The sequence below is a fragment of the Paenibacillus sp. GCM10027626 genome (assembly GCF_042676285.1).
Lineage (GTDB): Bacteria > Bacillota > Bacilli > Paenibacillales > Paenibacillaceae > Paenibacillus_Z.
In genome coordinates this window covers 37,215-52,795 of record NZ_JBHTHC010000013.1, presented here as the reverse complement: position 1 = coordinate 52,795, position 15,581 = coordinate 37,215, and the positions used below count along the sequence as shown (strand labels likewise).

The 15,581-nt window shown below is 50.4% G+C and carries 9 protein-coding genes and 1 riboswitch; of the genes, 8 read left to right on the top strand and 1 reads right to left on the bottom strand.

All coding sequences use genetic code 11. The annotated features are described in order from the left end of the window. Nucleotides 1-8: 8 nt before the first annotated feature. Nucleotides 9-2,369, bottom strand: coding sequence for an ATP-dependent DNA helicase (locus ACFQ0N_RS23190; protein ID WP_379330707.1), 2,361 nt, complete (start codon nucleotides 2,367-2,369; stop codon nucleotides 9-11). 334 nt (nucleotides 2,370-2,703) lie between these two features. Here ACFQ0N_RS23190 and ACFQ0N_RS23185 point away from each other — a divergent pair, with 334 nt between their 5' ends. From ACFQ0N_RS23185 to ACFQ0N_RS23150, 8 genes are all read left to right on the top strand, one after another. Further along, the gene (locus ACFQ0N_RS23185) at nucleotides 2,704-3,780 is read left to right on the top strand and encodes an ABC transporter substrate-binding protein (RefSeq protein WP_379330705.1); all 1,077 of its coding nucleotides are present in this window, start codon (nucleotides 2,704-2,706) and stop codon (nucleotides 3,778-3,780) included. Between the two features lie 83 nt (nucleotides 3,781-3,863). Continuing rightward, nucleotides 3,864-4,784 (top strand): ABC transporter permease, encoded by a 921-nt coding sequence (locus ACFQ0N_RS23180; protein ID WP_379330703.1) that lies wholly within the window; start codon nucleotides 3,864-3,866, stop codon nucleotides 4,782-4,784. After that, on the top strand, nucleotides 4,781-5,575 hold the full coding sequence (locus ACFQ0N_RS23175) for an ABC transporter ATP-binding protein (RefSeq protein ID WP_379330701.1): 795 nt from the start codon (nucleotides 4,781-4,783) through the stop codon (nucleotides 5,573-5,575). Before ACFQ0N_RS23180 ends, ACFQ0N_RS23175 begins: the two co-directional genes overlap by 4 nt. A gap of 265 nt (nucleotides 5,576-5,840) precedes the next feature. Then, nucleotides 5,841-7,556, top strand: coding sequence for an ABC transporter ATP-binding protein (locus ACFQ0N_RS23170; RefSeq protein ID WP_379330699.1), 1,716 nt, complete (start codon nucleotides 5,841-5,843; stop codon nucleotides 7,554-7,556). Nucleotides 7,557-7,759: 203 nt separating this feature from the next. After that, nucleotides 7,760-8,743, top strand: a complete 984-nt coding sequence (locus ACFQ0N_RS23165; RefSeq protein ID WP_379330697.1) for a diaminopimelate dehydrogenase — start codon at nucleotides 7,760-7,762, stop codon at nucleotides 8,741-8,743. 370 nt (nucleotides 8,744-9,113) lie between these two features. Continuing rightward, nucleotides 9,114-10,475: an NADP-specific glutamate dehydrogenase gene (gene gdhA, locus ACFQ0N_RS23160; RefSeq protein ID WP_379330695.1), complete on the top strand. Its 1,362-nt coding sequence runs from the start codon at nucleotides 9,114-9,116 to the stop codon at nucleotides 10,473-10,475. Between the two features lie 51 nt (nucleotides 10,476-10,526). Continuing rightward, nucleotides 10,527-10,601: riboswitch (cyclic di-GMP riboswitch) on the bottom strand. Nucleotides 10,602-10,858: 257 nt separating this feature from the next. After that, nucleotides 10,859-15,073, top strand: coding sequence for an MHYT domain-containing protein (locus ACFQ0N_RS23155; protein ID WP_379330693.1), 4,215 nt, complete (start codon nucleotides 10,859-10,861; stop codon nucleotides 15,071-15,073). Between the two features lie 59 nt (nucleotides 15,074-15,132). Beyond that, entirely contained in the window at nucleotides 15,133-15,540 is a 408-nt protein-coding gene (locus ACFQ0N_RS23150) for a response regulator (RefSeq protein ID WP_379330691.1), read from the top strand. Nucleotides 15,541-15,581: the final 41 nt, after the last annotated feature.

Genomic DNA, 15,581 nt, shown 5'->3' with positions numbered 1-15,581 from the left:
CGCCTCCTTCAATTGCTGCGAATGACCTCATAAGGTTGCCACTCTTCCGGCAAAAGCCGCTCATAATTCGGCTGCAAATAACGGTCATCAATCAAGACAAGTGTGCCGCGGTCCTGGGCGGAGCGAATCAGCCTGCCGCCTGCCTGCAGCACCTTGTTCATACCGGGATAGATATAGGCATAATCGTAGCCATTTCTTTCTGTCCGTTCATAATATTCCTTCATCAAATTGCGTTCCACACTAAGCTGCGGAAGGCCTACGCCTACTACAATAACGCCAATAAGCCGCTCTCCTGCCAGATCGATCCCCTCAGAGAAGATGCCGCCCATTACGGCGAAGCCGATCAGCGTCTTTTCATTTTTCGCGTCGAAGGCCGCCAAGTAGTTTTCCCGCTCCTCCTCCGTCATGTTCGGCTGCTGCACAAGCAGCTCCGTCCCAGCAAGGCTCCCGCTGTATTCCTCCACTGCCAGCAGTGAGGCATACACTTGCTCCATATATGCATAAGACGGAAAAAAAACGAAATAATTGCCGCGTCTTCTCCTGACAGTGCGGGCAATGATCGCAGCAACCGCCTGCTTCGTGCGCTCACGGTCCTGATAGCGTGTCGACAGCGGATAGATTTGCACCGTCAGCTGCTCCCGTGAAAAGGGGGACGGAATGCCGAGCGTATAATCCTCCGCTCCGCCGCCCAGCAGTTCCTTATAAAAGGCCGGCGGCGACAGCGTAGCTGAGAACATGATTTGTGCACGGTAGCCCTTGCCCATCTGAGCGAGCAAATAGGATGGATCGAGACATAGTAACTGCAGGCGGACGGCGCTGCCTGAGCATTCCGTGAAGGTAACGTACCGTTCATCATACAACTTGGCGACCCGTAAAAAGCGCTGCACCGCAAAATAGACATCCAGCAGCAGCGATTGGGCATTCCCTCCCTGTGCAGCGCCCCGATCTGCAAGCATATCAAGCTGCATCGCAACCGGCGCTGCCAGCACCTGCTCAGCTGCGGCCGAGAACACCTCAGCCAACCCGACCAGCTCTTCCGGCAAGCAGGACTCCACCTTCATTTTTTGCTCGCCGATCGCCTTGCGGCTACTCAGCAAATAATCATTGATGGCCTTGGCTGCTTGGTACAGCTCTTTATGCACCGTTTTGAAGGTACGCTGCACAGTCAAAAAATCAGATTTGGCCAATTCGGCGGAATACATCTCTCTGGCACGGTCAACCAAATTATGCGCTTCATCAACAAGCAGCGCCGTTTGCCGCTTTTGCTCCTCCGGCTGCCGCTTCAATTGGACGCGCGGATCAAAGATATAATTATAATCGCAAATGATCCCGTCCGCCGCATACGCCGCATCCAGCGACATTTCAAACGGGCAAACCCGATGCTTGCGGGCATAACGCTCAATAACCAGCCGCGTCATCGCCGTCTCCGCAGACAGCATGTCCAGCAGCGCGGCATTAATCCGGTCGTAATAGCCGTCGGCAAATTCACAATGCTCCTTCGAGCAGCGCATTTCTTGCTGAAAGCATATTTTTTCCTTGGCCGTTATGGTAACTACGTGCATATGCAGTCCGCCAGCGTGCATGAGCGCGAACGTATCTTCCGCCGCAGTACGTGTTATGGTCTTGGCTGTCAAATAAAACAACCGCTGCAGCAGCCCTTCACCGATCGCCTTTACAGCCGGAAATAAGGTTGAAACCGTTTTGCCAGTACCTGTCGGTGCACGCGCGAACAGCTTCCGGCCATCGGCAATCATCTTATACACCGCACCCGCAAGCTTGCGCTGTCCTGCGCGATATTCGGCAAACGGAAACGGCAGCGCCTGAATGCTGGCGTTTCGGGCAGCAATATGGCGCTGCCGCAGCTCTGCATATGGCGCATAGCCGCTGATCGTTTCCATTATAAACCGCTTTAATGCCGCCAGATCCATTTCCCGCATAAAGCGGCGCTGATTGCCCGAAATCGTCTGAACGTAAGTGAGCTGGATGCGCATGGTGTTCAATCCGCGTTCCTCTGCAATCATATAAGCGTAGCAGATAGCTTGCGCCCAGTGAACGGGATAGTCGTTCTCGCTGATCGCTTCCACTGGCCCTGAGGTCGATTTGATCTCCTCGACCGTCAAGCCCGCCTCTGTATGGAGCAGACCGTCACAGCGCCCATCGATGACGAAAAGGAGGTCGCCATAAGCCACCTCTGTCTTCACATATACTTCCTTGCGGTCAAGCTCGCCATATTGCTGCTGAATTTTCTGATGAGCCTTCGTCCCGTCCGTCAGCGCAGTCAAGCTGCGGAACCCTGATTCGATACTGCCGCTCATATATACATATTCAACAAGCGATCTTACGGAAATATGAACTGCGCGACTGTCCATTATACGCCTCTCCTGCCCGAATAATATACTAGTAACGATCATACCAAACAAACGTTCCGGGAGAAAGCGGAAAGTTATTCACATGTTAATAACATTTCATCCACATATCCCTTTAATTGTTCACAACCACACTGCTTCCCTTGGTATTTATCCCCATAGTTATCAACAGGTTGTGCACAATGTCCACATTTCTACTATTTTTACTCACAGGCATCGGCTCTTTTGGTTTTTTTTAATCCATTGACGATATGTAGGCAGCCACTTATTATGGTATATTAGATGTTAGCGCATTCTATGAGAAAATAGATGAATGATAGAGAGGAGTCGATTTGAATTGAAAAAATTGACATGGCTAGTGCTTGTCCTGTCCTTCGTCCTGGTCGCTGCAGGCTGCGGCAGTAAGGCAGGCAATAGCGGAAGCAATGAATCGAGCGGCGCTGGGGGCAAGGAAGGCCAGAACGCAAGTACGAATGCGAACGCAGATAACAGCAAAAAGACGTTCAAAATTGCCATTTCACAGATTGTGGAACACGCTTCCCTTGACGCAACGCGCCAAGGCTTCTTGGATGCCCTGAAGGATGCAGGCATCGTAGAGGGAGACAACTTGAAGGTAGATTACAACAATGCTCAGGACGATCCAAACAACAACTTGTCTATCGCCCAGAAAATTGCCGGCGACAAGGATAACGATCTTGTCTTCGCGATTGCAACACCTTCGGCAACTGCCGTCGCTTCCAAAGTGGAAGATACTCCGGTCCTGTTCGCTGCAGTTACTGACCCGGTAGACGCCAAGCTTGTTGACAACCTCGATAAGCCGGGCGCCAACATTACAGGCGCTGCCGACTTCAACCCTGAAGCAACTGTAAAGCTGATGGACTTTATCGCCGCTAACTTCCCGAACATCAAATCTGTCGGCGTCGTCATCAACACCGGTGAAGCTAACGCTGTCGTTATGGCGAAAAAAGCAGAAGAAGCGCTGGCCAAGCATGACATTAAGCTGGTACAAGCTGCAATTACCAATACTTCTGAAGTTCAGCAGGCTGCAGAATCGCTCGCTGACCGCGTCGACGCTTACTACGTTACGCTCGACAACAAAGTTGTCAGCGGTGTAGACGCGATTCTGAAAGTGGCTCAAGACAAGAAGAAGCCTTTCTTCTCTGCAGATCGCGACACGGTTGAAAAAGGCGCCTTCGCTACAGTCGGCTTCAAATATTATGACCACGGCTACCAAGCCGGCCAAATGGCGGTTGAAATTTTGAAGGACGGCAAAAAACCGGCTGACATGAAAGTCAGCTTCCCGGACAAGCTCGACTTGATCCTGAACCTGAAGGCAGCTGAGCTGTACGGTATTGAAGTGACGGATGCCATGAAGCAAGAAGTCAAGGATCCTGAACAAAACCTGCTCCAATAAGAAATCCGCAGCGGGAGTGAACGCTCTGTCGTTCACTCCTTTTGTGCTTGTAAGACTTTATTTTGAGAAAAGGGAGGGCCACTATGTTCGACTCAATGCTAGGAGCGATTGAGCTCGGCCTACTATATAGTTTAATGGCACTAGGTGTTTACATCACCTTTCGCATTCTTGATTTTCCGGATTTGACGGTTGACGGCAGCTTCACGACCGGCGGCGGGGTTGCCGCTGTTATGCTCACAAACGGTTATTCCCCATGGCTTGCAGTTATCGTCGCCTTTTTGGCCGGAGCGGCTGCAGGCGCTTGTACAGGCTTGCTGCATACGAAGGGCAAAATTAACGGTTTGCTGTCCGGTATTCTGATGATGATCGCACTTTATTCCATCAATATGCGTATTATGGGCAAGCCGAATATTTCTTTGCTTAGAATCGATACAGTGCTGACACCGTTCAGCTCTGTATGGGTCAAGCTCATCGTACTAGCCGTCGTTATTTTTCTGATCAAGCTGCTGCTTGACCTGTTTTTCCGCACGGATCTCGGAATGTCGCTGCGCGCTACTGGAGACAATGCCCGCATGATCCGCAGCTTCGGCGCAAATACCGACAATACCAAAATTTTGGGCATTGCCCTTTCCAATGGCCTCGTTGCCCTGTCCGGCTCATTGATCGCTCAGCAGTCCGGAGCCGATATTTCTATGGGCATCGGCATGATTGTTATTGGGCTTGCGTCTGTCATTATTGGCGAAGCGATTTTCGGTGCGCGCGCCGTCTTCTGGGCAACGCTTGCAGCTATCGTCGGCTCGATCATCTACCGAGTCGTCGTCGCCCTCGCTTTGCGCGTCGAATGGCTCGATACTTCCGATTTGAAGATCATTACCGCCGTTATCGTTATTATCGCCTTGACTTTACCTTCGGTACGCCGGACTATTAAGCAAAAGAGCGCAGCAAAAAAACGCGCCTCGCAATTGACTGCCATGTCACAACAAGCGGGAGGTACGCGCTCATGATCCAACTATCTAATGTTTCCAAGCTGTTTTTTTCCGGCACTCCGGATGAAAAAATCGCCCTTTTCAATATTAATCTGAAATTGAATCCAGGCGACTTCATTACGGTTATCGGCAGTAACGGCGCCGGCAAATCAACGCTCATGAATATAATTTCCGGCGTTCTGACACCAGATGTCGGCACTGTCCACATTGATGAGAACGACATTACACAACTGCAGGAGCATCAGCGAAGCCGCTGGATTGGCCGCGTTTTCCAGGATCCGATGGCCGGAACGGCCCCCAATATGACGATTGAGGAAAACCTGGCGATGGCTTTTGCGCGCGATAAGTCGCGCGGCCTGCGCTTTGGCCTTAACGGGCGCAAGCGATTGTTTTTCCGTGAGCAGCTTGCGCGGCTCGGGCTCGGTCTGGAGGACCGCCCCCGCGCGAAAGTCGGGCAATTGTCGGGCGGTGAGCGGCAAGCGCTCAGCCTGCTGATGGCCACCTTTACAAGGCCGCAAATTTTGCTGCTGGATGAGCATACCGCTGCGCTTGATCCGGCGCGTGCTGAACTCATTACCACTTTAACGGAGAGCATCGTCAAAGAAATGAATTTGACGACTCTGATGGTTACGCACAACATGGAGCAAGCGATCCGCTTGGGCAACCGTCTTATTATGATGGACAAGGGGCGCATTATTCTCGATGTTCCGCCCGAGCGCAAGCAGGATCTCACTGTAGCCCAGCTTCTCGGTGAATTTGAAAGAATCAGCGGGCACAAAATGGCCGACGACCGCGTCGTATTCGGCTAGCCCGGCTGCCGGATGCATTGAAGAGGCCCGCGAGTACTTTGTGCCCCTCTCGCGGGGCCGATTCAACCTATCGCTTCCTACTCCCCTTTTTATCCATTACGAAATCGACTCCTATACACAACAATTGGATACTTACCCATTTACAACCATATTTTCTCACCAGAATATCCCTCTCACATAATGATCTTTGCCAACTAAACAATTGCCCTCTCAATCATAATGTCCTAGAATGATAAGACAATCAGATTAGGGGGACAGTATGCGAATGCTTCGACGATTTTTCTCGTACTATAAGCCGTATAAAGGCTTGTTTATACTGGATTTTTCCTGCGCTGTCATCGCCGGGCTGCTCGAGCTGGCCTTCCCGATGGCGGTGAGCACCTTTATCGATGACCTGCTGCCCGGAGGCAACTGGCCGTACATTGTATTGGCATCGATCGGGCTGCTGGCGATTTATGCACTTAATACGGTGCTTCAGTATATAGTCACCTATTGGGGGCATATGCTCGGCATCAATATCGAAACAGATATGCGCCGCAATCTGTTTGAGCGCATTCAGAAATTGTCATTCAAGTTTTTTGACAATAACAAGACCGGCCATCTGATCGGGAGAATTACGAACGATCTGAACGATATCGGAGAGCTTGCCCACCACGGACCGGAAGACATTTTCATAGCCGTTATGACACTTACGGGCTCCTTCTCCCTGATGGCATATATCAATTTGGAGCTGGCGCTGCTGACCTTTATTATGATCCCGGTTATGGCCTGGTTCATTATCGTGTTCGGCGGCAGAATGACAAAGACCTACAGGCAGCTGTTCGGCAATGTGGGCAGCTTTAATGCGCGGATCGAGGACAATGTAGGCGGCATTCGCGTCGTCCAGTCATTTGCCAACGAGGAGCATGAGAAAAAGCTGTTCGCCGCCGACAATCAGAAGTTTCGGGAGACCAAGCTGTTGGCCTACAAAACAATGGCGAAAAGTCTCTCTGTTAACTACATGATGATGCGGCTTGTAACGATAATCGTGATGGTGGTTGGCGCCTGGTTTTTCCTTGAAGGCAAGCTGGAAATGGGAGAATTCATGGCCTTCCTGCTGCTGTCCAATATTTTCTTCCGCCCGATCGAGAAAATAAATGCCGTGATTGAAAGCTATCCTAAAGGCATCGCCGGCTTCAAGCGCTATGTGGAAATTATGGACACCGAGCCTGACATTGCCGACGACCCGCAGGCCGTATCGCTGGAACAAGTGACAGGCAATATCCGCTTTGAAAATGTAACCTTCGGCTATGAAGGCAGCCGCAAAATATTGCGCAACATCAGTTTGGAACTGCATGCCGGGGAAACGATTGCCTTTGTCGGCCCGTCCGGGGCGGGCAAAACGACGATCTGCAGCCTGCTGCCGCGCTTCTATGATGTGGACGAAGGGCGGATTACAATCGACGGCATCGATACTCGCAAGATCAAGCTGCAATCGCTGCGCCAGCATATCGGAATCGTACAGCAGGATGTGTTTCTATTCTCAGGCACCATCCGCGAAAATATCGCCTATGGCAACCTGAAGGCGACGGAGGATGAAATTTGGGAGGCGGCGCGCCGCGCATCGATGGAAGACTTGATCAACCGCTTGCCGGAAGGCATGAATACGATTATTGGCGAACGCGGCGTGAAGCTGTCAGGCGGACAAAAGCAGCGGCTGTCGATCGCCCGGATGTTTCTGAAAAACCCGCCGATCCTCATTCTCGACGAAGCAACATCGGCGCTGGATACAGAGACGGAAGCAGCGATCCAGCAATCGCTTTCCGAGCTGGCAGCCGGCAGGACTACACTCGTCATTGCCCATCGATTGGCGACGATTAAAAATGCCGATCGCATTATTGTCGTGAATGAGAAGGGAATTGCCGAGCAGGGCAAGCACCAGGAATTAATCGCTTCAGGCGGCGTCTACAGCCGCCTGCATCATGCACAATTTAACCATTAGGCTGTCAACGGGTTCTTTCTATATTCAACCGGAAGAGAGAACCCGTTTGTATGCTTGTCGGCCTAATCTTCTTTATTTTCCTTTTACATCCGTTCGCAAATATTGATATAATGACAAAAAAGATCAGCTATCATCGATCGTTGCCAACCGGCCTCGGAGATACGGACAAGATCTTTAATCTACATTGGAGGTCCATTTACGGTATGAACAAACGCATCAGAATTGGAATCGTCGGTTACGGCAATCTAGGACGAGGTGTCGTTTCCGCAATCGCACAAAACTCGGATATGGAGCTTGTCGGCATTTTCTCCCGCCGCGATCCTGCTTCGATTTCTAATCCGGACGGATTAAAATTCTTACATGTCGATCAAGTCGAGCAGTACACCAATGACATTGATGTCATGATTTTATGCGGCGGATCTGCAACCGATCTTCCTGAGCAAGGTCCTCATTTTGCCACAATGTTCAATACGATTGACAGCTTTGACACACACGCCAAAATCCCCGAATATTATGCGCTTGTCAATGAAGCCGCCGCAAAATCCGGCAAAATCTCCATCATCTCCACAGGCTGGGATCCTGGAATGTTCTCTATCAATCGCTTGATGTCTGAATCGATCTTGCCGGAAGGCGAAAGCTATACGTTCTGGGGCAAAGGGGTTAGCCAAGGACACTCTGATGCGATCCGCAGAGTAGCTGGCGTAAAATATGGCGTTCAATATACGGTTCCTGTGCAAGAGGTTATCGACCGCATCCGCAGCGGCGAGACGCCGGAGCTGACTACGCGCGAGAAACATCTGCGCGAATGCTTTGTAGTTGCGGAGCCAACGGCCGACCAAGAAAAAATCAGACAAGAAATCGTTTCTATGCCGAACTATTTTGCCGATTACGAAACAACCGTTCACTTCATCACAGAAGAAGAAATGAAGCGCGACCATGCAACTATGCCTCATGGCGGCTTCGTCATTCGCAGCGGCATAACTGGACAAGGGCAGCGGCAAATTGTCGAATACTCCCTCAAGCTTGGCAGCAATCCGGAGTATACTGCAAGCGTCCTTGTTGCATATGCCCGTGCAGCCTATAAACTGCATAGCGAAGGTGTGAGCGGCGCCAAAACCGTATTCGATATCGCTCCAGGCTATCTGTCGCCGAAGTCGCCAGAGCAGCTCAGAGCTGAGCTTCTGTAGACGATTTGCGCTTTCCGGGCTTGTTTTTGACCGTAAAATTAGCCCAATTTAAGCAAATTTTCCGGGCTCGCCACGGCCAAGAAACACTGATATGCCGCATAATATCGGTGTTTTTTGGCTTTTTAAGCCGACCTATCACTTTTTTCTTTAGGGGCAATTAATAATTTTTTTATTTGTTTTTGTTGAATCTGCCTTTATAATAAGGTATCAAAAGTATCGATCATATGCGTATTAATGCAAATGAGAAAAAATGAATGGCGTCTCTATTACGACGATCCGGCAGTTTCACTATGTTGATGATTATCAGCAAAGTGCATGTGCGCGACATGCACTTCTGGTATCCAAAATAAATAAAGATAGGAGCAACCGAATGATTATTACGACTGGAAAAGGAACAGATTATGTAAAAGCCGTTTATGAAACGGTCATCCGCCGCAACCCCAATGAAGAAGAGTTCCATCAAGCCGTTTATGAAATTTTGTTTTCGATTGCCCCTGTATTTGACCGGCATCCGGAATTCATTGAAGCAGGGATTCTTGAGCGGCTTGTAGAGCCGGAGCGGATGGTGTCCTTTCGGGTACCTTGGGTAGACGATCAAGGAAAGGTGCAAGTTAACCGCGGTTTCCGCGTACAGTTCAACAGCGCCAACGGCCCGTACAAAGGCGGCCTGCGCTTCCACCCTTCCGTTAATGCAAGCATCATCAAGTTTTTGGGCTTTGAGCAAATCTTCAAAAACTCCCTTACCGGGCTTCCGATCGGCGGAGGCAAGGGCGGCGCGGACTTCGATCCGAAGGGCAAATCCGATATGGAATTGATGCGCTTCTGCCAAAGCTTTATGACAGAGCTGTATCGCTTTATCGGCCCGGACACTGATGTACCGGCTGGCGATATCGGCGTCGGAGCGAGAGAGATCGGCTATATGTTTGGACAATACAAACGGATTCGCAACGCTAACGAAGCTGGCGTCCTGACCGGTAAAGGTCTGGATTACGGCGGCAGCTTGATCCGTAAAGAAGCGACTGGCTACGGCGCTGTCTACTTCGCAGAAGAAATGCTGCAATCCAAAGGCGACAGCATGAACGGCAAGCGCGTCGTTGTCTCGGGATCGGGAAATGTGTCGATCTATGCGATTGAAAAAGCACAGCAGCTCGGCGCACTGGTTGTAGCGTGCAGCGATTCGGGCGGCTATATCTATGACCCGGAAGGCATTCAGCTTGAAACAGTCAAGCAGCTCAAAGAAGTTCAGCAAAAACGAATCAGCGAGTACGTGCTTGCTCATCCGCATGCTGAATATCACCAAAACTGCACTGATATCTGGTCGATCCCTTGCGATGTCGCAGTTCCGTCCGCTACCCAAAATGAAATTGACGCCAACTCGGCTAAGAAATTGATTGCTGGCGGTGTCAAAGCGGTCGTAGAAGGCGCTAATATGCCGTCCTCCCTGGAAGCTATCGATCTCTTCCTTGACAACGGCGTACTGTTTGGCCCGGCTAAAGCGGCCAATGCTGGCGGCGTAGCGGTCTCTGCTCTGGAAATGGCGCAAAACAGCATGCGCTTTGCATGGACAGCCGAAGAGGTTGATGCCAAGCTGCTGCAAATTATGAAGCGGATCTATTCCGAGAGCATAAAAGCTGCCGAGGACTTTGGCTACAGCGGCAACCTCGTAGTTGGCTCCAACATCGCCGGCTTCATGAAAGTAGCCCGCATCATGCTGGCTCAAGGCGTTATCTAATCATAATCATCGCAATCTGATTTATAGTTATATAGAAGCCATCTCAGCAGAGTTGCCAATCTGCTGAGATGGCTTTTTTACATGACTTTGCGTCCTTATTTTTCAATAAGTTTGCCTCTAACAAAATATAGTTCTTACCGCAAAAAAACAGTTCCAATTATCTATTATGCATTAGGTCATTAAACCTATTATATGAGTCGCCGCAGCGATCTGTCTACAGATTCCGACACGGATACGACAAACATTTGCAGCAATCGGCAAATCCTGGAGTTTCAAGGCTTGAATTGGCTGCAGCGGGCAGTCCCTCTGCTCAGTAATGGAAGGAAGGAACTGGATTATATTTGTAGAAGTTATCAGCATCAACTAACTTGGGGTGCTTGTTATTGACTCATGTTCATGGGACTTATAATGTTGCGCTTATCCTCCTTTCCATTGTAATCTCGATCTTTGCGTCCTATTCTTCTCTCAATATAGTCGGCAGAGTGACGACTTATGTCGGCCGTTCGAGAACCACTTGGATTATATTCGGATCATGTGTCATGGGGCTTGGCATCTGGTCCATGCATTTTGTCGGCATACTCGCCTTCCACCCGACATTTGATATTTCTTATAGCACCGATCTGGTCATCATCTCAATGCTGCTCCCTATTTTCGCCTGTTTTCAAGCCTTGCTGCTCGTTACCAGAAAGCGGCTCACCTATATCAGCTTTATCGCGAGCGGGCTGTTTATGGGAACGGCCATTGCAGGCATGCACTATATCGGCATGGCAGCGATGATCATGCCGGCGCATATCTCCTATGATCCATTCTGGTTTGCAGTGTCGCTTGTCATTGCCTTTTCCGTCTCATTCGCCTCATTGCGCTTTTATTTTCGTTTTCGCCAAGATGAACCAGGCTTCTCCGCCAAATTAATTGCCGGCTGCTTATTTGGTCTGGCTATTGCCGGCATGCACTATACAGGGATGTACGCAGCTTCCTTCCATGTCATCCCCAACATACCTGTGGGCGAGCTGCGGAAGCCTATCCTTAACAATTTGTCACTTGCCCTATTAATAAGTACAGTAACCCTGCTTATTTTGTTACTGATCATTTTTAGCCAATTTTCGGAACGCAACTTGTTAAGAAATATATCCGTATTGAACGAGCGGCGCTATCAATCCATTTTTGAACATAATCCCGATATGGTGTGTGTGTTTAGCCCGAACGGCGCCTTGCTGCGGATTAACCCGGCAACTGAACAAATTACAGGCTATACCTTTGAAGAGCTGTGCAGCCGCAGCATTATACATTTCGTGTCATGGGAGGATCAAGCGGCCGTCAGGGAAGCGTATCAAAAAGTCATTGCCGGGGAATCGCAAATGCTGGAGTTTTCTTTTTTGCACCGGAAAGGATATCCTATCCATGTTAGCATGACGATGGTTCCATTATTGATTAATGGAATCATCAGCGATATTTATACGATCTCCAAAGACGTTACAGATCAGATTACTGTCGAAACCCAGCTGCGCCAGGAAAAGGATATTGCCAGCCAGTATCTGAACGTTGCCGGCGTTATCCTGCTCGTGCGGGATGTCGATGGCACGATTTCACTAATTAACCGGATGGGCTGCGATATTCTCGGCTACGAGGAAGAACATCTACTGGGGAAAAATTGGTTCGATCTGGTCGTCCCGAACGATGAGCGGATCGCCGAACGCCGATTTTTCCGCCAGATGCTCGCCGAGCATGAAGACGGGACATCCCTCGGCAGCCTTGCCGGCAAGCAGCGCCAGCTTATCGAAAATACCATTATAACGCGCCAAGGCAAGCAACTGATGGTCTCCTGGCATCATACCGTTATTACAGATCATACTGGCCGCAAAAAAATATTAAGCTCAGGTGAAGATATTACGGAACGCCGGCTTGCCTTAACCGCGCTCAAGAAGAACGAAAACAGTCTGGCCGAGGCGCAGCAGATCGCCAAGCTGGGCAACTGGGAATGGTGTTTAAAAACGAATACATTTACTTGCTCAACCGAGCTGCAGCTCATCCTTCATCTGGATGTCCCGCCGGAATCGATCCGCATAAATACGATACTGAACCAAATCTGTCCGGAGGACCGGCAAAACATGGTAGAACGCATCAATAAAGCGATGGAGGAGCCCTCTAATCACTCCTGCGATTTTCGCATTGTACTGCCCGGGGGAACAACCAAATACTATTATGGCAACTTCTGCAGCGAAGCGGATGAGCACGGCAATATTCAGCGGATGCTCGGCATTGCGCAGGATATCACCGACCGCAAGCATCTGGAAATGAAATTGGTGGATGCCACCACAGCCAAAAGCGAATTTCTTGCGAATATGAGTCATGAAATTCGTACACCGATGAATGCAATCGTCGGCCTGACCCATCTCGTGCTGGAAACGGAGCTATCGACCAAGCAGCATGATTTTGTCAGCAAAATTCAGCTGGCCTCGCGCTCGCTGCTCAGTGTGATCAATAATATACTTGATTTTTCCAAAATAGAAGCCGGCAAGATTGAACTGGAGTCCACTCCCTTTGAGCTTGGCAATGTGCTCAATGAAGTGACTAATGTGATCTCATTAAGCGCGGCCGAAAAGGGACTCGCCGTCTATGTGTTCACTTCGCCTGCCGTGCCGACCAGGCTTGTCGGCGACCCTTTGCGGCTCGGGCAAATCCTGATCAACCTGACGAGCAATGCGATCAAATTTACCGAGCAAGGAGAAGTCGTGCTGCGCATCGAACTGCTGTCTGTTCATAATGATACTGTGCAGCTGTCGTTTTCCGTCAAGGATACAGGCATCGGCCTGAGCCTAAAAGAAAAGGCCAAGCTGTTTCAGCCCTTTCTGCAAGCTGACGGCTCAACAACGCGCAAATATGGGGGGACCGGGCTAGGATTAATCATTAGCCGGCAATTAGCCGAATTAATGCATGGGCGCTTTTTTGTAGAAAGCGAAAAAGGGCTAGGGAGCCTCTTCACTTTTACAGCTGAGTTCGCGCTGCAGGCTGACGCACAGACAGCTCTTCCTGCCCCGCTGCCAGCCTGCCGCGCTCTGCTCATCAGCGAAAAAATCACCTTGCAGCGGATGATCGGACAATGCTGGCCGGTCGGCAAGCTGGAATTATCCAACGCGTCAGACAGCTCAACCGCATTGCAGCTGCTGACAACGGATCGGCATTCGTCGCCCTATCATTTTGTCATCATGGATTGGAACATGGAGGACATGCAGCAGCTGCACGCCGCCAAAATGCTAAAGCAGCGGCTGAGGGCTGACGGTATTCCTTGCATCAATCTTATTGACAGCCTGCAGCGCGATGAGGATAACCTGTTGACAGAAGTGCGCAAAACCGGGCTTACAATAGAAAAGCCCTTCAATAACCTTATATTTATCGCGCGTGTCCGGCAGCTGCTTGTCCACAACCCGCGGAAGGAGGCGGCGGCTGACGAAGATGCGCGCATCGCTTCCCCTGCGGCCCGGCAGCAGACCTTACAGCATGTCCGCTTGCTTGTAGCCGAAGACAACAGAATCAATCAGCTTGTACTCGAGGAACTGCTCAAAAGCCATGTTCACAGCATTCAAGTCGCCGATAACGGCAAGGAGGCAGTAGCGGCCTATCTGGCTCATCCACAAGCTTTTGACGTCATTTTAATGGATTTGCAAATGCCTGAAATGGATGGCTACGAAGCGACGCAGCTTATTCGGCAGCATGACCCGGACATCCCGATCATCGCGGTCTCGTCGCACGTCCTGTCATCGGAGAAAAATCGCTGTCTGGCATGCGGGATGAACGACTATGTGTTGAAGCCAATCGACCCTGAGCAGCTGCTGCTTATTCTGGCCCGTTGGACAGCTGTCAAGGAGCCGCAAGAGCAGCCCGATGACACCGACTCGGCCAGACAGCCCAAGCCTGATCATTCAGCCCGTAGAGAAACAGCTGCAGGCAGCGCCGCAATGGAGCCGACGGATGGAGAACCATTGCTCAATGCCGAGGCCTTGCTCGCCCGCTTCAATGGCAACCGGGTGCTGTTCCAGCATATCCTTCAGTCCTTTCAGGAGGAGCACAGCCAGTTCACAGAGCAGCTGCAGCAGTTTTACTACAGCCTCAACTATGTTGAAATGAAGCGCATGCTGCATAATTTGCGAGGCGTCGTCAGCAATTTGTTCATTCTTCATATCTGGGATACTGCGCTTGATTTGGAGGAGAGCCTGACAACCGCCCATGCCGATCTGCTGGAGAAAAAGCTGGGAACCCTGATCGCGCTAATGGATCAGCTGCTGATCCAAATTCCCGAAATTCTTGCTGAGATTCAAAACAGCCATATGGCGCAGCATACGAGCCGGCAGCAAGCCATTCACGCCTCATTCGGCGATCCGCTGCGCTTGATCCAGGAGCTCGACCGGGCGCTGAGCAGAAACAGCCTTGAGGCCTTGTCGGCATTGGACCGTTTGCATGATCAGCTGCAACAGCAGGCCGAGGTATCGAGCTATATTGTTCGCTTGGCCGGTCTTATTCGTATGTTTGATTTTCCCGCGGCTAGAAATGTTTTGGCTGAGCTGGAAGCCCAACTGATCGCATCTGACAAAATAGACTAAAAGTGCGTGATCAAAAGACGACTCTTTGAACAACCTCTAAAAGATAGGTGGAAAAATTAATGACGAAAGACGGTACATTACTCATTATTGATGACACAGCCTCTATTTTTGCCTTTTTCCATGCCTTTCTTGGGGAAGAATATGAAATTTTATTTGCCCGCCATGGCGAAGAGGGCCAAAACATTGCAACCAACCACCAGCCTGATTTAATCTTGCTTGATGTTATGATGCCCGAGATCAATGGATTCGAGCTCTGCCGCCGCCTCAAAAAAAATGCGCTCACCGCCCATATTCCCGTCATGTTCATCTCCATCCTCGATCATGAGGACGATATGATCAAAGGGCTCGAGGCTGGAGCTATCGACTACCTTCCCAAGCCCTTTCACCTGCCCAGCATCAAGTGGAAAATCAAGAACCATCTTGCCTACCGCGCCTTGCTTCTGGATAAAGCGAAACAGGCCCCGTAGCCAAATAGGGGGCATCTCAGGCTACCTTTCTGATAAATGCC